A 17,731-nucleotide genomic window follows, 5' to 3' on the forward strand; every position below is an offset into this window, starting at 1 on the left:
CTGCACCCGGGCCAAAGAATAAATCAAAATTTGCTGTCATTCACAGTGCCGTAAACACTGACTTATGCCTTGAGGTACTCGTCTTGCGATCGATAAGCTGGCTCGTCTGTATTATGCTTCTTTCCCTTCGGTGTTATAGTCAGGACCCAACTCCTCCCCTCCCGCTTTTACCGGATGGCGCTACCACTGGCATCTTGGGATCCTACCTAGAAGGGGTATTCGAGAAGCAGCTAGGTGTTTGTCTTACGGGTAGCTCCGTCCCGCGTAAGCTAAGTCTTACAAAGAATGTGGTTCAACATAAAGATGTTTCCGCGATACCTCCTGCTCTGACTGCATTGTCCCTTAACAAAGATGTACTCCTTGTATCGAGCAGTTCAGTTGGACGCGCGTTTGCTTATGTATACACCTCAAAATCTCTGGCAGTGAACAGCCCAAATGTACTAAATTACATCACCGCAGATTACTTAGAATCACCAGCGATGCTAACTACGAGTGGCCTGAGCAATGCCATCTATGATTATGGATGTGCGGCATCTGTGGCGGCTTCAATCAAAGGAAATAGTACGTGGGCATTCCCGCCCGCCGACGTTTCGGCAGCCATACAAGCGGACCTATCGAGCAGTTCCACCTACCATATAGCGCTCGTAAGCGGAACTTTCATGTCACCACTGTGGCAACAATATATTTCGAATACAGATAGTGACTGGCGCACTTATGGTCGTCTCTTGTTGGTCGATTGGTATACGCGCCATCCGGAAGCGATAGCAGATAATACGCCTCGCTATCTGTTGCGCCAATTCAATGGACTATCTCTCTACAAAATAATAACTACTTCGTTTAGCAGCGACGGTAAGGCTACCCTCACGGGCAACGTGGGCATTCCTCAGGCGACCATCAGCGGCTCACTCCAAGCACAATTCAACCAAAGTTCTCATGCTCAAGTTGAGGATTACCAAGTGCTTGTTCGGGAGGCAAGTCGGGGAGGCGAAGACGATGCTTTTGAAGATCTTCCGTCTCTGTCCGATCTCACTGCTCGTATAACTTCAGCGGCACGAGCTCATTTAGACGCATCTAGTACTGATCAAAGGCTTCATCCCGACAGCTCTCACACCCAGACTATTGTGGGCATCCCGAATAGTCTTTGTACCACGGCTTGGTCGCTGGAGCCGTCAGCTACGACGCACGGGACCTTGTCAATACTTGGTACACCCACGTTTACGGATCCGAAAGACGGATCTCCTCCCATTTGTAAATTCAACATTGCTTACCATTCGACAAACCCTGTAACTCCGACAAGCAGAGAAGATCTTGTCTATTATTTGGTTATGCCTGTGCTAAATTCTACTGGCGGGGCAGCAGGTACTATAAGGTTTAAGGCCGACACTGTGAGTCTTTCTGCTAGCGGAAAGCCCTCTATAGACCCCTCCAGTTCGAATGGTATTCCCACAGTCAGCGAAACGGCATCCAGTGGGATAAAATTTTTCTCGTTCGACTGGACACTCCTTTTTCCAGTTGAAGAAGATGGCCCTACGCAAGAGAAGATCGCCGCTGTGGCGTCCAGTCTCGCTGAACCAGTACTAACTTGCCCAGGAAGGACGCCTATGGCTGTTTCTGTGAAGTCAACGTATGCTTCCGGACAGCTCTCTGTTGCGATCAATCACCGGGGTAACGAGAAATCAGAGAATTTGGATTTGAGTCAGACATCCGATTCATGTTCGCTGACAGGTAGAGTAAATTTCACACTCAACAACGGTGTTGCAGTGACTGCTGACCTGCCCTCAACCCAAGTATTTTATTCACCACTAACAAAGAGCCCGTAAGTGCACCATGGATAATAATCAGAGTTTGACTGAACATAACAACGAAATCGATGGATCTGATTCTTATTGTGGTTGCAGTCTTTAGCCTGCATTGTAGGGTTGCCATTCCGCTAACAAAACTATAAGCAGACGCTAAGAAAAAGAGTGTTGGTTGTCTTGCGGCCAAAACCGGCCGCAGTTCGCACCTCGAAGAGGCGCGTAGCGGATTCTGGAAAAGGAAGCGTATGTCTGAAGGGCGTGGGCGCTTTGAGCGCGACACGCGCGGATCACAGAGGTCAGGCTAACGGAAGAGGAGCGGACTTCGGCCCCAGGGTTGGCGCGCGATCCGCGTCTGCTCGGAAGTATCGTCGAAGAGACGAACAAGCCGGTCGGCTATCTAGGTGTCGTTTCGCGGCATCTCGAAGCTCCCCAAGAGGTGATCGTGCAAGATACAAGGGCGATGCAGTACCGAATGGTTTAGCGGCTTGCCCAGTCTCTCGCTTTCGTCATGGTTCTCCGGATGTAGGAAGCTCGCTTCGAAGGACTGGGATCGCGGGAGAGATAGTCGTCTTCGAGGGCACGTTCGATCCGGATCTCCTCCATGCCGTTGGCATAAGCGGCGACACAGAAGGCGATATCTGCGGCGGCGGGGCGGTCGTTGTACTTGCTGGAGGTGCGGAAGCGCTCCAAAGACAAGTTCGATACCCTCGGGCCCCTTTGGGGAGAAAGAGAAGCCTGCAGGCGTCGTGCCTCCCGCTCCTGCTCGCGGACTTCGTAGAGCTTGGTGATCTCCTGCACGAAGGCTTCAGCCATCGGGTACTGCTTGCCGGTGTGACTCCGCAACTGCACGAAAGGGAATAGCCCATCAGGTCTCTTGTATTTGGGCTTGCAGTTGGTAAAGCCGGGAAGCCGTCCAAACCGTCGCCAGTCCGCTGCACTCGGATCGGCATCGTAGCGAGCGGCGAGAGTCTGCGCGGCGAAGGTGCCGATCAGCTTCGTAAAGACTGCCGGATGCCTGAGCCATGCCTGGAAGTTGCCGGCACTGGTCTCGACGACGGCGCTCGGCGTGAAGCCGTCGTCCGCGAGCCTGCCGAGCGAGATCGCGGAGAGATCGTCGAGAACCGTGTACCGATGTTCGCCGGAAGGGCGGAAATAGATGTGAGAGCCGCGGACGTTGCGGTACTTGAGCAGCGAGAGCTTTTCGAGCACGTTGGCAGCAGGGATGCCATCGAGACCGGGGAGCATTCCTCGGTCACTCAAGACGCCTACATCGTAGAGCGGTGCTTCGATTGCGGAAAGCATAGTGCGAACGGTTGCTTCGGTCCTGTCCATCGTTGTGGTCCTTGAGATGTCTTTCAGAGAGGGAGGGTGCAGGGAGGGAACGGCCCTGCCGCCCGCTTCGCGGGTGAAGCATAAGCGGACCAGATCCGCAGTAAGCGGGAGCTGTGGGCAACTCCCGTTCTATCCGGCTTGCTGTTCCTCACCGACTTGCTGCGGGGCTTGGTTGAGCGTTTTCATCACAGACCTGACTTACCTCTCGAGAGTGGACAAGAGACAAGCAGGACAGCCTGCCAGCGGCTGAAGGACCCTCACTCAAGATGTTCGCGGGCCTCTTCCAGGGTCCTGTAGTAGCCAGACGCCCGCGAACAAGGGCCACAATCGTCGCATCGCGTGCCGATGTAAAAGCCTGCCGCAGACTGCAGGGCTTCGAGAGACAGCATCGCCCCACAACCCGGGCACTTCGGTTCTGCTCCACTCTGTACGGTTTCGTTGGAAAACATCTGATTTCTCCCTGGTGTCTTGAATGGCTGTGCTGTGTTTGCTCACAAACACGCCTTGGCCCTGGCCCACGCCAGCAGGGGCGGCAAGTGCAAGAGGTGGGGTGCCCCACCCTTGCAGAGGAGGCGCAGCCGGAACGGAAAGGGCGGAGCGCAGCGGAGGTCTGCACAAGCGCAGCGCGGAAGATTGGGGTGCCTCTTGCGGCGCGCCAGGGACGGAGTCCCAGTAGGTACCGAGGACATGGTTTACACGAAAGACCGGAGACATCGTTTACAGATACGGAGGTCTGAGGGCTCTTAAGCATTGGTTGAACGCAAGAAGATACGTTCATGCCTTGGAAAGAGAGTCGTATTGTGGATCAGCGCTTGCAGTTCTTATCGAGTTATCAGAAGGAAGAGATGTCTGTTACGGACCTGTGCCACGAGTACGGCATCTCTCGCCCAACCGCATATAAGTGGATCAAGAGATATAACGAAGTCGGGCCGGAAGGCTTGCTGGATATTTCACGCAAGCCCCACGGCTGTGCTCACGCAACGTCGTTGGAGGTCGAGAACGAGATCCTTGCATTGCGCAAGCGCTTTCCATCGTGGGGAGCGCGGAAGCTGAAGGCTCGTCTGGAGAAGATGAACCCGAACGTCGTGTGGCCGGCGGCAAGCACCGTAGGTCAGATTCTGCGCCGGGCGGGACTCACCAACCCTGTTCGCAAGAGACGTAGAACGACCCCGTACTCAGAGCCCTTCGCCGAGGTCACCGCTCCGAACCAGCTATGGTGCATGGACTTCAAGGGATGGTTCCGCACTGGCGACGGGAACCGATGTGATCCCTTCACGATCACCGATGCCTACAGTCGCTATCTGATCCGTTGTCAGGCAGTGGCTCGCATGGATACTGCGCACGTCCTTGCGATCTGCGAGGCCGCCATGCGCGAGTACGGTGTTCCCGAACGGATTCGCACGGACAACGGAAATCCGTTCTCTGGACTTGGTGTGATGGGGCTTTCGCGGTTGTCGCTGAGTTGGGTGCGGCTTGGGATCGTGCATGAGCGCATTCAGCCAGGCAAGCCGCAACAGAACGGCCGCCATGAGCGCATGCACCGCACGCTCAAGCAGGATACGACCAACCCGTCGGCGAAAACACTCCATGCGCAGCAGAAGCGCTTCGATGAGTTCGTTCGCGTCTACAACCATGAGCGTCCTCATGAAGCTTTGGGGAACGAGACTCCAGGCAGCATTTACGTCCCGAGCTCGCGGCTCCTGCCACGGTACACGAAGGCTCATCAGTACCCAGTTCACTTCCAGACACGGCGTGTGAACGATGCGGGAGACATCAGTTGGCATAAGAGCAGGGTCTTTATCAGCGAGGTCTTCCGTGGTGAAGATATTGCGCTTGAAAAAGTAGAGGAGAACTTCTACCGAGTGTATTTCTGCTCTTTGGAAGTCGGTGAGTTCAATGTCGACGACATGCGATTTCGGCCCGGGCTTCGCCCATGAAAGCAAGCGTTGGAAATGCCGAGGAGTGGAAAGCATGGAAAACCATAAAGCCGGTTTTCCACCCTTCCCACTCCTCTTGGAAATCCCTTCGGGATTCCCACATTCCCAACGCTTCGACGGCGACGAGATATCTTATTAAGACCGGGCCTAGCCCGCCATAACCCTGAACCAGAGCCACTTCCTCCGCAAGGGGCTTGTAAACCATCTCCCCGGTCTAAAACGTAAACAGTGTCCCGCTTCGCTCATCCCTCAGGAAGGCCTGGTGACCCCGCTTTGCGCGCAGGCGCAGGAACTGCTCTTCGTTGTTGTCTGCTCTTGCGTACCGAAGCTCCGCGAAAGAGCGCACGGAGATCGATGAGGCGGGTTATCGCGGTACTGGAGCAGGGAGGGAGGTTCGAAGAACCGCACTTCCCGGTAGTCCGTTGCGTCCGGGCAGGAGGCTCCGGTCATGGAGAACACCGGCATCGTCGAGCGGTGCCTCGATGGCTGAAAGCATGGTGCGAAGGAGGGATTCTGTGCTGTCCATCGTCGTGGCCTTTCTTGGATGTTGTTTGTCGCGGGGAGGGTGCAGGGAGGGAACGGCCCTGCCGCCCGCCTCGCGTGGGCGTGCAGGAAAGAAGGGCAGGGAAGTCTGCCCCCGTTCCTGCTGCTCGTCGTCACATCGGCATGTCGCTGGGGTTGGGTGGCAGCGGCTTCCGCTGCGCCTGATCCCTGCGCGTCCAGGGAATGGCTTTGCGCAGAAACTCGCGATGGGCGGAGTCGAGCATGAGCCGTGCCTGATGCAGGTCATAGAGGGAGTAGCAGGTCGAGCATCCGCCCTTGATGCCGTTCCGTCCATCCCGTTCGGGGTTGTAGCGGGGATGCCGAACGCAGGTGGCCTTTACGCGCTCGGCGACTTTGAGTTTGTAGCTGAACTGAAACATCGTCTTCCTCCTTCTTCCTGGAAACGTACGCGGGAGCCGATGGGCTGACTCCCGCTGTGGGTGGTCAGGCAGCAATCTGCTTCTTCGCTGTCTTTGGCTTTTTGGGTTGCGTGGTGGGCTTGGGCATTGCGACCGGAGTGTTCCTGGTCTTCTTTGCCTTTGCCTTCTTCTGCGGTGGAGCGAAGACGGCTGCGGCTTCGGTGAGGAAGTCGAATTCGTTTTCGCGCGGGATACCGACGTGACCGGAGAGGGCAAGGCGAAGCGCAAAGCGTGTCAGCTTGTCATCGGTGGTGTTGTCGACGGTGGAAAGCAGAACCTCTTCGGCGCTGCGGTTGTCGTTCTCGGCTGCTATCTCCTCGCTTAGGTCGTCGGCGAAGGTGTAGGGGTCCAGGTTGACGATGGCGCGAAGCAACACGCGAAGCTGAGAGGGAGTAAAGGTTTCGGGCGCGTTCTCAAGGATGCGCTCGAAGGTCGCCTCCCGCTGCTTACGTAGCTGGTCCCTGCGCTCGTGCTCGGCCTCACGATCCTGCTCTTCCCGCTCGAACTGCTGGCGGCGTTCTTCGGCTCTGCGGTCCTCCTCGGCCTGGTGCTCCTTTCTGCGCTGTTCGTATGCGGCTTCGCGCTGTGCGGCTTCTTCTTCGGTTTCCTCCGGGGCTGCGGGAGTCATGACGGGAGTGGGGTTTTCCTGCTCCTGTTGCGCCAGACGTGCGGCTGCGCGTGGGTCATGGACGGGGCAGTTGTTGTCGGTGCATACGGTGAGAGTGGTGCCTACGCGCTTGCCGTAGACGATGATGGCGGGCTTGGCGGCTTCGCAGGCTGGAACCTGTTCGGCGTCGGGGTTCTCGGTCTGCTCGATCTCGCGGAAGTGCCCGCGCTGCACGGCTCCGGGACGCTTCTCCTTCGGGCTAGGTTTCCGTTCTCGATCTGGACCAGCTCGGGACGGGCCGCAATTTCGCGGTCGATGTGGGCATTGACCTTGGTCTGGTAGCAAGGTCCATCAAGACACTGGTCGCCCTGCACGTCGGCAAACAGGGACGTGTTGTATCCGCTGCGGCGGGGGCAGGTAACGCAAGCTCCTGCGGCGGGGTGGAGGGTGGGGTCTTCCTTGTCGAACGGTGCATCGGCAAGGGCGAGGTAGAGGTTGTCCTGTATCCATGCGGATAGGTGTTTGGCGGGGAGCAGGTGCGGCTCTTTGTCCTGCCAGTCCTTGCGCCAGCACTGCTCGAATGCTTCGGCCTGTGTCTCCTGCGGAAGTCGGGCAAGCAGGTTGGCATGGCTGGCGGTGATGCGTTCGGCGCTGAAGGCCTCGGCGATGGACGGGATGAGTTGCAGAAGAGACAGGCGCGCATAGACGTGTGCGGAGCTCTTGCCGGATTTGTCTACGAGTGTGGCCACGTCGTACCCGGGCATATCGAGCAAACGTTGGAAACCCTGCGCCTCTTCGTACGGGTGTACGTCGACGCGCTGCGAGTTTTCGACTAACTGCCAAAGAACGGTTTCGTCATCGCTAAGGTCGACGATGCGGGCGGGAAGAGAGAAGAGTTCCGCAAGCTGTGCGGCGCGGAAACGCCTCGCTCCTGCCACGATCTCGAAGCCTTCCGCGTTGGGCCGCACGGTGACGGGCTGAATCAGTCCATTGGTACGGATGCTCTCGGCAAGCTCCTGCAGCTTGGCTTCATCGAACGTGCGGCGGGGGTTGGTGGCGGACTCGTGGATCGTGTCGACGGCGATGTACTGGAATTCGCTGCTGTTATGCATTTGGGCTCTCCTTGAGCTGGGGTTAGGGCTGAAGGTTGGGAGCGGATAGCGTTCGTCCGCTCCGTGAAGGGAAGCTCGGACTATCCGCGTACAGGCTGGTTGGGGTCATACGCTTCGGCGAAGCCTTGGCAGCGGAGGTTGTTGTCCCAGACTTTGGCGAATCGCTGGTGTTGGGCGTGAAGGTTGGCAAGCTGCACGTAGTGGCCGCGTACGATGTTCCGGCTCCACTGCTCCACGCCGACATAGTCGTTGCGGTAGTACTGTGTGAAACGCCGGATTATGTGAAGTGGAGCGGAAGAATGCAGTCGGGACGCGGGAGATCAGCGTCCCGATTGCACATAGTTAGAGCGATGCGAGGAACGTGAGCAGGCTGTCGTTGGGTTGGAAGCGCTTAAACGTAGAGCCCGATGGTGTGACCTTGGCGAGGGCCTTTTCCTTCAGGGCGATGCTTGTATGTAAATAGCCGTTGGTGGTCTCGATGCTCTCGTGTCCGAGCCAGAGCGCGATAACGGAGATGTCCACTCCTGCATCAAGCAACGCCATAGCGGTTCCATGTCTGATCGTGTGTGGAGAGATGCGCTTCTTCCGCAGACTGGAACAGCTGGATGACGCAGTGGCAACGGCCTTCTGCAACAGAAGACGAACTGCGAAGCGGCTGAGCGGTTCGCCTCGAACTCCCGGAAAGGCCATACTGCCGGTGTTCTCTCGAAGCCAGTCTCGTAATATACGTGCGGTGGAAGGCCACAATGGGATAGCACGTTCCTTGCGGCCCTTGCCGTGCAGATGGACGTAGCTGTTCTTGCCGCTGCCGATCTGATCTATGCGTAGAGCACACAGTTCAGAGACGCGTGCGCCGGAGTTGTACATGGTCAGCAGCAAGGCATAGTCGCGCCGTCCGCACCAATGCTTGCGATCGATGCTGTTGAGGATGGCGTCCATCTCTGTGCGGGAGACATACTCCAGAAGCCGCGTATCTGTTCGCTTCATCGGGATGGCGAGCACGCGGGTGGCTGTTCCAACGCACTCTGGGTGATGCAGAGCCACCATGCGAAAGAACGAGCGTATGGCTGTGAGTCGCAGGTTGCGGGACACAACGGAGTTCTTGCGCTGTAGCTCCAGGTTATCCAGAAAGCGCAGAATGATCTCGGCATCAAGCTGTTCGATGGCGAGTTGCGCAGGCTCGATCTTCAGTTCCGACTGTACGAACTGCAACAGCAGACGGAATGTATCGCGATAGCTTGCGAGCGTCTGCAGGCTGAGCCGTCGCTGAGCGATGAGGTAGTTGGTGAAATACTGCTGGAGAAGAGGGCCAGCAAGGATCATCGGCGACCTCCTTCAGGCATCTGTTCTGGATCAAACGATGCACCGGCATCCCGAAGAAGATCCGGCGTAGCGCTCAGATACCAATAGGTGCTCTCCGGTCCTTGGTGGCCGAGGTAGACGGAGAGCCATGGAAGCTGCGTCCGGATGTCGGTACCCTCGTGCTGCCAGAGTGTCAATCGCTTCACCGCAAAGGTATGTCTGAAGCAGTGCAGTGTGGGCCTACGTTGGTTCGCGGGCGGAGCAATGCCAACCTGCTTCAGCAACTGACGAAAGGTGTACCGGAGCGGGTTATAGATCAGTGGTCGGCAAATCGTGTTGGTGAAGAATGGTTCAGCGCTGCGGCCCCGCAACGCTGTTGCTCGCTCGTCGATATAGTGCCGCAGGTGCTCCACGGTCGAGGTGTGGAGCACGACGTTGCGCGACTTGCCAAACTTCGTCTCATGGAGATACAGATGTGAAGGCTTCGCATCGAGCCTCACATCGGCCATCGTCAGGCGCAGAGCCTCCCCGATGCGAATACCTGTGCTGGCTAGCAGGCCAATGAGTGTGCTGACCGTCGCCGCACGGAACCTGAGCCGGTTCCGCGCGGCTGCTTCCATAAGCTGTTGAATCTCCCGGTCAGAGAAGATGTAGGACGCACGCCGCTTGTACCGCCTCCGGAACTGGATCTGGGGAATGCCCGTCTGCTCTTCGAAAGTACGAACCTGTAGCAGGAACGCACGTATGGCAAGCAGACGATGTTCATCGCGATAGGGTCGGTTCAGCATGGAGCCGTCCATCACCCAATCCATCGCAAACTCTGCGCGAATCGGCCAGGGGTATCCGTGCTGTCGCCATCGTTCAAGAAAGCTGCGGAGCAGCGCCTCTTCATATCGGAGGCGTCTACGCTGGTCGCCTTCAAAATAGGGGCTACGCTTGGCGCGAGCCCGCTTCAGCGCGAGGAATGCTTCGAGGTGCTGGGACAGGGCTTCGAAGGTCATCGCTCACCTCCCGGCCACGGTAGGGCAACTTGAGCGAGTGCCTTCATGTCGAGCTTGGCGTAGATCAACGTCGTCGAAAGGCGGCGATGGCCGAGCAGGTCTGATACATCCTTAAAAGACGCTCCACGGTTCACCATGGTGGTGGCGATGGTATGGCGGAGTGAGTGCGCAGAGCCTCCAACGACACCCGCTCGCTTGAAGAGGTACTTCGAGATCGCCTTGATATGCAGGCGTCTCATCTCATCAGGGTAGGTTGAACGACTGGAATCAAAAATCCAGAGCGGGACACTGGAGAAGGTTCGAAGGTAGGCGACAAGCGCCTTGCCCACATCTTCCGGCAGCGGAAGTATCCGCTCGCGTCGGCTCTTCTGGCTGCATATCCTTATAGAGCCTGCTTGCCAGTCGATATCCTGCCACTTGAGATGAGCAACTTCTTCGCAGCGCAGACCGAGCCGCAGTAACAGCAACAGCAACGCACGATCTCGGCGCGCTATCCACCTGTTGCCCTTCGATGCCTTGAATAGAGCACGTATCTGCTCCCTCGAAAGCTGTCGCGGAAGATGCGCGTGACGCTTCGTCGCAGTCCTAGGAAGAGCTTCGTCCCATCCCATCGGCACCATGTTGTTCTCTGCGAGATACCGCAGAATCGTGCGCATGCTCGTCAGCGAAGCGCGTTGCGTGCCCCGGTTGGGATAGCGCTCGAACTCAGCTGTAAGAAATCGAACGATGTCGGTGAAGCAAATGGCATCCCATGCAATCGGTCCATCGCCAAAGCAAAAGCTGCAAAGTCGCCGCAAGATGCGGCGTTGAATCTCACGTGTCGATGCTGCGAGACAGCGTACCTCTCGCGCGTACAGGTCATACCTGGCTACACACTCCGCGAGCGATAGCCCCTTCTTCGATAACTGGTCCATAGTCTCCTCGTGCCGACCGGATGTCGGTACGAGAAGAGTCCCGAACTATGTTGAGCAGTGCAAACACAAGAGCCGCATGAACACTGCGTCTGAGCCATCTGATGAGACTCCGCTTCACATAATCCGGCGCTTCACACAGTACTAATTATGTTGAGCTCAACATAAGTAGTAGAAGGGATCAAGTTCGCCATCGCGGAGCTCGAAACACATCTCCGGGTCGCGCATAAGGTCGCCATGCTGTTCGCCGTAGTGGGTGACCGATACGGTCGGCAGTCCGGACGGGCCGTCTTCGATGGCCTCAATGACGAGTGCCATGTAGGGAGCGTTTTCGATTTTGAGGTAGAGGCTGGGAGTCCAGCCCCCAGCCTTTTCGAGGATGCGAAGAATGGTCTGCATTACGCCACCTCCGCGACTGCCGCTGCTTCGTTGGTGGTTTCCTCTGCCTTCACTGCGGGCGGCTCAATCGCAGAGAGGATGAGGGCTGAGGTTCGCTGGATGACTTCAAGGCTTTCGGTGAGGAGTGCGGCGTTGCCGTGGTACAGGTGGATGTAGTCGGCTGATGCTCGTCCAGCGTCGAGGCCGATGGTCTGCGAGACAACGAAGGCGATGGCCTCGGCTTCTGTTTCGCGTACGGTCTTGGTGGTTGCGGTGCGGCGCTCGGCCTTGTGCAACATCTCGTGTGCGAGTTCGTGCACAAGGGTGCTGAACTCTTCGGCTGGGGCTTGTCCGGGGAGGATAGCGATCTTGCCCCCGTAGCTCATGCCCAACGCGGGGGCGATGGATTCTTTGAACTCGAGCTCGATGCCCTGGGCGATGGTGAAGTCGATCAGGCGTTCACGGTATGCGCCTACGTCGCCCGTCGTGCGCTCGGTGAACTGGGGAAGCTCTGCGCCTTCGGTCTGGCTTACATCGAAGACGTACACGGCGCGGAATCTCACGAGGACGGGGGTGTTCTGCTTGGTGATGTCCTTGTCTGCCTCCTTGTCTTTCTTGCGCTTGCTGCCGATCATCGGGGCCAGGATGCGGATGCCCTTCTGACCTTTGCTGACCTTGCGGCCTAACTGGTTCCACGCGTAGAGCCCAGCCACGCGGGTTGCGTCGGGCTTCTGCCGTGCGATCTCGAGGATGTTGCCGAACGAATAATTGTGGAATCGACCCATGGCCGTCAGGTAGGCGGTGAGTCCTTCGGAGTGTCCTGCCTCCAACTGCTCGATGAGAAGCTGAACGTTGGCGGCAATGACTTCTTTCGAGGTCTGTGGCTTGGGGGTGGTGGGCATGGTGGCGATGGTGCTGGTTTCGTTCGTGGTGGCGATGCTGCTCATGTGGGTGGTTCCTCCGCTTTGAATGGCTGTGCTGTGTTTGCTCACAAACACGCCTTGGCCCTGGCCCACGCCAGCAGGGGCGGCAAGTGCAGGCTGTGCGGAAACGTGGCCTCGAAGGCCAGCCGAAGGCCGTAGGAAGCGAATACCTGGAGCTGCACGGAGCGTTTTCCATCAGCTTGCGCGCGCCAGGGACGGAGTCCCTCAGCAGGTCTGGTTACCTCGCTTGGCGCGACAGCGCAGGATTGCTCTTCGTTGTCGCTGTTGTCTGTTCTGGGGACTCCCCACGCTTCACGCAAGCAAATTGGTCATGGAAATGGCGCAGCTATGCAAAGCATGGGAAACGGATGAAGCCGTTTCCCACCCTTCGCACAGCCGCTTGGAAGACGCTGATGAAGCTCGCGTCTCCCACATTCCCACGACCACGGCGACGAAATCAGATAAGAAAGGCAGGCAGCAGCTACTACTTCACCAAGCGTCCGTCCGTTCTCGTCAGCTGAGAATGCCGGGCGGATCGCTTTCGAGAATGCGACCTATGTTGAATCTCCAGCATTTGATAAAATCCGTTTCACGGCGCACTAGGTCATGGCGCGACTCGGCTTGGATCATCTACGCTACAGCGCTGGGCAGGCAGAGAACGGCCAGCTTCATGACTGATTTAACTTTCACTCGCGACGGCGAGACGAATCTGTCGAGCACTGCGTCCAACGATCAAGGGAGCCTCAAATGCGCATCCCAATCCTTGGGTTATTCGTGATCCTCTGCACTCTTTCGACAGCCGCTCAGACTGCGGTCACTCCACCAGCCGCCCTCGAGCTTGACGGAACGCAATCGCGACCTCATCCCATCGGCCCGCGCGAACTTATCCGCGCCACCGACGATCCGCTTCCCGCTAGCCTGACTGCCATCCAGCGCGCCATGCATTCACGCGACCGCATCGAAAACAATTTTCTTTCAGTTGAACTCAGTGTCATAGTCAACCCTAATGGGCGTATCGATTCCGCAAAGCCCATCCGCGGCCCGGAGCGCTTCTACGCGCAGGCGCAAGAAATCGAGATGCATCGCGCCTTTGAACCGATCCACGACAAAGACGGCGCTATCGTCCGTGCGCACTTCACAGACTCCGTGCAGATCGCTCCCCCGGAAAGATGGTCAGACCGCTCCACACCGTTTCCGCAACCCATTGATCGCACCACCTTCCGCATCGCACTTCAGCGCACTGTCTGTTACGGATCATGCCCGGGCTACAAGGTTTCAATCTCCGGGACTGGAGAGGTGCAGTGGGACGGCGGCTCCTACGCTGTCGCCGTTCCTGGCACACACCATGCCACGCTCCAACCCAAACTCATCGACAATCTTATTGATGCCGTTCGAGCTTCTCGCATCCTTGACGCGCGCGATGAATACCGCGCTGGCTGGACCGACAATCCCACCTACACGGTCTCTGTCGACCTCAACGGGCTGCATAAACAGATTGTTGACTACATCGGCATCATTGTCGGCATGCCCACAAGCATCCGCGATCTAGAAGATACGGTCGACCGCATCGCCGGTACAGATAAGTGGATCGCCGGCAATGCGGAACTGCTCCCATCTCTTCGCGCCGAGCACTGGGACTTCGCCGCCTCCACACCGGACAATATGCGGCTCTACAACAGCGCTCTGCAACATAAGAACCAGGACGTGCTCGCCGCTTTTGGTACCGCACACGCACCGGTTTTCTCCAGGGATCCCAAGATTCCTTCGCCCGCCTGCACCGCAAGTGCCACAGCAGACAGCAGCACCGTGCTGCAGATGATGGCAAGCGTGCCGAAAGACCGCCCAATCCCGCAATCCGCCTTGAGCCAATGCCTCATGGCCGCAGCGCAAGGTGGCAATCTACAGCTAACCGAGTTTTGGCTCAAGCGCGGCGCGAGTGTGATCGCGGCATCGCACGTATACAGTGCGGATAGCATGTACCTCGCGCAGGGCTCGCCACTTCTCGCCGCAATCCAAGGCGGCTCCCCAGCTGTCGTGTATCGCCTTCTCGAAGCCAAGGCTCCACTCGACTCCGCCCACAACGATGGTCGTAACCTCGTCGCCGTCGCCATTTCTTCCACCCAGTCCAACAATCCAGATGACAAGCGAACCATCTTGCAGACTCTCCTACACGCAGGGGTTGATCCCAATGAACGGACTGACCGGGACCCCTCTCTCTTCCAGCTCCTTTCGGAGCCGTCGCTTGTGCCCGTGCTTGTAGCTGGCGGCGCAAACCCGAACGCTATGGACCGGAACGGTATGATCCCATTGATGACTAACGTTTATGTTCCAGTCCTGCAAGCCATGCTCAAAGCGGGTGCCGACCCTACCCTGCGTAACAAACGAGGCCAGAACGCTGCAGAGTGGTTTCGTGCGGAAGGCCTAAAAGAACAAGCCGACATCATCGATGCAGCCATCAAGACTCACCTCGACGGCGCGTCACCTATCGCTCAACACTAGCGAGCGGCTACTACGCTGAGATATTGTCAGCACCCAGGCCTTCTTGATGGACCCGGAACGGTTCTTCATCATGATGCATGTCGGACCCACTCCATCAAGCGAATTACAGAAACCCATCGCGGCAGTAGAAGCTAATAACACGCCTGAGAGCTCCTTGTTTAGCGGCGGACACCATCAGGCCTCATAAATGCCCGCCCCGTCAGAAGTGTTCCCGGCTTGGTGACAAATCGGCGATGCACTCGCCCTTATGCCGAAATGACGACCGGGTGTTCCTTAAGCAAAGATGCCGTCTCGTCGCGTTCGATCAAAGATCTTCTGCGTTTTCAGTAAAGCGATCAGAACGCCTAGTAGTCTGTCCGCCAAGCCGCGCAGTGCTCGTGCGTGAAGGTGGCCTGCTGCTCGCAATGCGTCGTACTGTCTTCGGCTCCTGCTGTCGCAGCAAAGGCTGCTTGTCGCCCAGTGGAAGACAGCGTTGCGTAGGCGGGGACTGCAGGGGTCGCGCCGGAGATATCCCTTCTGTCGTCGCCTCGAATAATCACGGATCCCCGCCTCTAGGCCCGGGATTCCCGATCGCCGATCCATCGGTGTAGATATGAAACATAGCTTCTCCTAAGTGACCGGATGTTGATGACGGCGAGCTACACTACTGACTCAACCTGAATTTCGGAGTTCGGAGCGGTGGCATGAGCGAAATCAACGGCACAAAGTTTGAGTTTCATCTGAAGAATGTCGATCCCAGCGTCGACGAAGACGCCGTGCAACGGTCGTTCGACGAAGCGATGCAGGCCGCCCTCGCTGACGCGGGCGAGCAGCCGGGGATCGAGACAAAGGCAGAGCTGGAAGGCGGCTTTTTCGGCGCAGGCGAGATCGTGGTCGCTCTCTATGTGCTGCACGCGCTCAAGGGTGCTGGCATCATCGTCGGAACCGGAGTTCTTACGGCAGCAGGCAAGTCTTTCTACGAGAAGGTTCTTGAGCCTCAGCTCCTTAGCCGAAATTTGCTGCCCTCAAAGTTCAAAGTGGTGTCAGAGAAGCCTGAGCCCGAACCCAAGCCAGAACCCGAACCCGAAACTCCGCAATCGAAGTAAGCCAAGCCATTTTCCTGAGGTGACCCGGGCTTGTCTTCAACTTCGTCCATCGTCTTCGAATCCGTCTTCCGTGCTCCCATCGTTCGGGCTCAGTTCGATGTGCTACTTGTGCTGGCCGACGCAATGGCGCCTTCGCTCGCAGACCTCTATGACGTCGCTCCATCGAACTGGAATAGCGTAGTCACTGCAGCCGCCGAGGCACTGGCAACCCAGACTCCGAAGGTCAAATCAATCGCAGACGCGATCTCGATCTGGGACCGCGTTCTCAATGACCTCGGCGTGGCCAATCTGACTCCAGCCGCCATACAGGTGCTTAGTTCAATTACGGAGCGGCTCAAGCTCCGGGTCGCAGGATCGACCGGAGGCGAATCCAGACTTGAAGAGAGCCGCAAAGCGGCTGTCGATTGGATCCGCGCTCTGGGGAACCGCCGCGGGCTGACAGACCTCGCGAACGCGGTAGAGTACCGGATTCGCGTCCACTACGATGCCAAGGGCGACGACTACTGCGCCTCATCCAGCCTGATCGAGAACGAGATCGGCTGGAGTCTGCAGCTAGTTGAACGGGCGCTCTACGCCGCTTTGATTCTGGAGATGCTTTTCGAACACGAGTATCTGTCCCACATGCTCCCGCGTAACCTTTACCTCTCGAAGAACGTCCGCGAGATATGGCTTTCCGCGGCGCTCTACTGGGAGTTCGTAAACCATTCTGGGGACCGGTCGAGCAAGCATGTGCAGGAGTTCCTCTGGGAGAAGTTTCGGCGCGAGCTCAACATGCACTTCGATCCCAAGAACCAGGCGTTCTTCGGTCCCTGGAAGATCGACAAGCTCGCCGAGCGGATCTATTTTTCGTCGCCCGAGATCTTTTGGGACATCACCGGAGCGATCCTCGAATGCTCCGACTGCCGGCAGAACGCCGACACCGTGGACCTATTCTTCAAACGTCTTCTGCTCCTGAACTCCGCGGAGTTGCGAGCCGCCCTGATGCTGGAGCCTGCCGCATGGCCCATGCTCCAAGACTTCCACAGGAGCCTCATCTAAGTGATTGCAGCGTATACACTTGTTTTTCCTTGCTATATAGCAAGGAAAAAGCGCATCTTATATGCAGTGAGAGTGACGCGATGAATGTAACGCACCCAAACTACGGCCAGAACTACCAACTGACGCGGGCGGCCTTGCGGCTGCGCACCTTTACCGTTTCGGAGCTGGAGGACTTGACCGGTGCCCTGAAGAATACGGTCTATTCCTTCGTCAGCAAACTTCGCGGCGTCAACGAAGAGTTCCTCGATTTCGAAGAAGTGCAGTCGCTGCGTGGCCGTCCCCGGAGGCGTTTTACTTTGACGCAAGCTGGGACGAAATACCTAGCAGAGCTGAGCTTCGAACTGGCCTCTCGTTTTGAAGAGGACGCCGAGGAACCTGCGCAGGTGCTGGAAGCGTCCGAGGCGGAGATCGCCCCCGCCGCAGTGATGACGCTTCCCAGCGACATCTACGAAGAAGAGCGTGAGTTGGTCTTTCAGGTAGATGTTCCGGGGCTGTCCGAAGAGGACCTGGACGTGAGCATCGAACAGAACGATCTCGTCGTCCGTGGGGAGCGGCCTGCCATGCAGGTGCGCCATGGCTCGACCCCGTTCATGATCGAACGGCAACGCGGACGCTTTGTCAGAGCCTACCCGCTCACTGGGGTGGTTGCTCCTAAGATCGCCCACGTGGCTGTCCAAAATGGTGTTCTTGAGGTCGTTCTTCGCAAGGCGGTGGCAGGACACGCCCTGGTCGCCGCTGTCTCCGAAGCCAACGAGGGCACCGCTCGTGCCGAGCGGGTATCAAGAGCTGCCTTTCGTCAGGCTAAAGAGACTGCCGAATAGAGGACACTTCGTCGAGCGCGGTAG

General features: G+C 57.6%; 17 protein-coding genes and 1 pseudogene. 6 read left to right on the forward strand and 12 right to left on the reverse strand.

All coding sequences use genetic code 11. From position 1 onward, the window contains the following. Positions 1-659: 659 nt before the first annotated feature. Entirely contained in the window at positions 660-1,820 is a 1,161-nt protein-coding gene (locus tag OHL20_RS23760) for a hypothetical protein (protein ID WP_263385801.1), read from the forward strand. A gap of 456 nt (positions 1,821-2,276) precedes the next feature. Here OHL20_RS23760 and OHL20_RS23765 read toward each other — a convergent pair whose 3' ends face one another. Beyond that, positions 2,277-3,131, reverse strand: a complete 855-nt coding sequence (locus OHL20_RS23765; RefSeq protein WP_263385802.1) for a RepB family DNA primase — start codon at positions 3,129-3,131, stop codon at positions 2,277-2,279. 776 nt (positions 3,132-3,907) lie between these two features. Here OHL20_RS23765 and OHL20_RS23770 point away from each other — a divergent pair. Further along, entirely contained in the window at positions 3,908-5,068 is a 1,161-nt protein-coding gene (locus tag OHL20_RS23770) for an IS481 family transposase (protein ID WP_263382019.1), read from the forward strand. A 364-nt stretch (positions 5,069-5,432) separates the two neighbouring features. Here OHL20_RS23770 and OHL20_RS23775 read toward each other — a convergent pair whose 3' ends face one another. The 10 genes and pseudogenes from OHL20_RS23775 to OHL20_RS23820 form a co-directional block, all read right to left on the reverse strand. Further along, entirely contained in the window at positions 5,433-5,594 is a 162-nt protein-coding gene (locus OHL20_RS23775) for a hypothetical protein (RefSeq protein ID WP_263385803.1), read from the reverse strand. Between the two features lie 130 nt (positions 5,595-5,724). Next, complete coding sequence (locus tag OHL20_RS23780; protein WP_263385804.1) at positions 5,725-5,991, reverse strand: hypothetical protein; 267 nt, start codon at positions 5,989-5,991, stop codon at positions 5,725-5,727. Positions 5,992-6,055: 64 nt separating this feature from the next. Continuing rightward, complete coding sequence (locus OHL20_RS23785; RefSeq protein ID WP_263385805.1) at positions 6,056-6,871, reverse strand: hypothetical protein; 816 nt, start codon at positions 6,869-6,871, stop codon at positions 6,056-6,058. Beyond that, positions 6,760-7,749 (reverse strand): ParB/RepB/Spo0J family partition protein, encoded by a 990-nt coding sequence (locus OHL20_RS23790; protein WP_263385806.1) that lies wholly within the window; start codon positions 7,747-7,749, stop codon positions 6,760-6,762. Before OHL20_RS23790 ends, OHL20_RS23785 begins: the two co-directional genes overlap by 112 nt. Before the next feature lie 80 nt (positions 7,750-7,829). Next, positions 7,830-8,054 (reverse strand): DUF6908 domain-containing protein, encoded by a 225-nt coding sequence (locus tag OHL20_RS25405; RefSeq protein WP_396272884.1) that lies wholly within the window; start codon positions 8,052-8,054, stop codon positions 7,830-7,832. Between the two features lie 37 nt (positions 8,055-8,091). Next, positions 8,092-9,072, reverse strand: coding sequence for a site-specific integrase (locus OHL20_RS23800; RefSeq protein ID WP_263385807.1), 981 nt, complete (start codon positions 9,070-9,072; stop codon positions 8,092-8,094). Then, a complete protein-coding gene (locus OHL20_RS23805) occupies positions 9,069-10,052 on the reverse strand; it encodes a tyrosine-type recombinase/integrase (protein WP_263385808.1) in 984 nt (327 codons plus the stop codon). The genes OHL20_RS23800 and OHL20_RS23805 overlap by 4 nt, the downstream gene beginning before the upstream one ends. Further along, positions 10,049-10,966 carry a tyrosine-type recombinase/integrase gene (locus OHL20_RS23810; RefSeq protein ID WP_263385809.1) on the reverse strand — a complete coding sequence of 306 codons (918 nt, stop codon included), beginning with the start codon at positions 10,964-10,966 and terminating at the stop codon, positions 10,049-10,051. Before OHL20_RS23810 ends, OHL20_RS23805 begins: the two co-directional genes overlap by 4 nt. Before the next feature lie 165 nt (positions 10,967-11,131). Next, positions 11,132-11,362 (reverse strand): annotated as a pseudogene (locus OHL20_RS23815) (DUF6908 domain-containing protein); the annotation flags it as partial. Next, positions 11,362-12,288: an ArdC family protein gene (locus OHL20_RS23820; RefSeq protein WP_263385810.1), complete on the reverse strand. Its 927-nt coding sequence runs from the start codon at positions 12,286-12,288 to the stop codon at positions 11,362-11,364. The gene OHL20_RS23820 and the pseudogene OHL20_RS23815, both read right to left, overlap by 1 nt. A gap of 723 nt (positions 12,289-13,011) precedes the next feature. On the opposite strand from OHL20_RS23820, the gene OHL20_RS23825 reads away from it, so the two are divergent. Continuing rightward, entirely contained in the window at positions 13,012-14,763 is a 1,752-nt protein-coding gene (locus tag OHL20_RS23825; protein ID WP_263385811.1) for a DUF6438 domain-containing protein, read from the forward strand. 344 nt (positions 14,764-15,107) lie between these two features. Here the strand turns inward: OHL20_RS23825 and OHL20_RS23830 are convergent, their stop codons facing one another. Next, positions 15,108-15,302 carry a hypothetical protein gene (locus OHL20_RS23830; protein WP_263385812.1) on the reverse strand — a complete coding sequence of 65 codons (195 nt, stop codon included), beginning with the start codon at positions 15,300-15,302 and terminating at the stop codon, positions 15,108-15,110. A gap of 144 nt (positions 15,303-15,446) precedes the next feature. On the opposite strand from OHL20_RS23830, the gene OHL20_RS23835 reads away from it, so the two are divergent. From OHL20_RS23835 to OHL20_RS23845, 3 genes are all read left to right on the forward strand, one after another. Further along, positions 15,447-15,848, forward strand: coding sequence for a hypothetical protein (locus tag OHL20_RS23835; protein WP_263385813.1), 402 nt, complete (start codon positions 15,447-15,449; stop codon positions 15,846-15,848). Between the two features lie 30 nt (positions 15,849-15,878). Next, positions 15,879-16,886 carry a hypothetical protein gene (locus tag OHL20_RS23840; protein ID WP_263385814.1) on the forward strand — a complete coding sequence of 336 codons (1,008 nt, stop codon included), beginning with the start codon at positions 15,879-15,881 and terminating at the stop codon, positions 16,884-16,886. 80 nt (positions 16,887-16,966) lie between these two features. Next, positions 16,967-17,707 carry an Hsp20/alpha crystallin family protein gene (locus OHL20_RS23845; protein ID WP_263385815.1) on the forward strand — a complete coding sequence of 247 codons (741 nt, stop codon included), beginning with the start codon at positions 16,967-16,969 and terminating at the stop codon, positions 17,705-17,707. Positions 17,708-17,731 lie beyond the last annotated feature (24 nt).

The sequence above is a fragment of the Granulicella arctica genome, assembly GCF_025685605.1.
Taxonomy (GTDB): Bacteria; Acidobacteriota; Terriglobia; order Terriglobales; family Acidobacteriaceae; genus Edaphobacter; species Edaphobacter arcticus.

Coding starts and splice junctions, on each gene's coding strand:
- OHL20_RS23760 (WP_263385801.1), top strand. CDS start 660: ATGTCACCACTGTGGCAACAATATATTTCGAATACAGATAGTGACTGG.
- OHL20_RS23765 (WP_263385802.1), bottom strand. CDS start 3,131: ATGGACAGGACCGAAGCAACCGTTCGCACTATGCTTTCCGCAATCGAA.
- OHL20_RS23770 (WP_263382019.1), top strand. CDS start 3,908: ATGCCTTGGAAAGAGAGTCGTATTGTGGATCAGCGCTTGCAGTTCTTA.
- OHL20_RS23775 (WP_263385803.1), bottom strand. CDS start 5,594: ATGGACAGCACAGAATCCCTCCTTCGCACCATGCTTTCAGCCATCGAG.
- OHL20_RS23780 (WP_263385804.1), bottom strand. CDS start 5,991: ATGTTTCAGTTCAGCTACAAACTCAAAGTCGCCGAGCGCGTAAAGGCC.
- OHL20_RS23790 (WP_263385806.1), bottom strand. CDS start 7,749: ATGCATAACAGCAGCGAATTCCAGTACATCGCCGTCGACACGATCCAC.
- OHL20_RS23800 (WP_263385807.1), bottom strand. CDS start 9,072: ATGATCCTTGCTGGCCCTCTTCTCCAGCAGTATTTCACCAACTACCTC.
- OHL20_RS23805 (WP_263385808.1), bottom strand. CDS start 10,052: ATGACCTTCGAAGCCCTGTCCCAGCACCTCGAAGCATTCCTCGCGCTG.
- OHL20_RS23810 (WP_263385809.1), bottom strand. CDS start 10,966: ATGGACCAGTTATCGAAGAAGGGGCTATCGCTCGCGGAGTGTGTAGCC.
- OHL20_RS23820 (WP_263385810.1), bottom strand. CDS start 12,288: ATGAGCAGCATCGCCACCACGAACGAAACCAGCACCATCGCCACCATG.
- OHL20_RS23825 (WP_263385811.1), top strand. CDS start 13,012: ATGCGCATCCCAATCCTTGGGTTATTCGTGATCCTCTGCACTCTTTCG.
- OHL20_RS23835 (WP_263385813.1), top strand. CDS start 15,447: ATGAGCGAAATCAACGGCACAAAGTTTGAGTTTCATCTGAAGAATGTC.
- OHL20_RS23845 (WP_263385815.1), top strand. CDS start 16,967: ATGAATGTAACGCACCCAAACTACGGCCAGAACTACCAACTGACGCGG.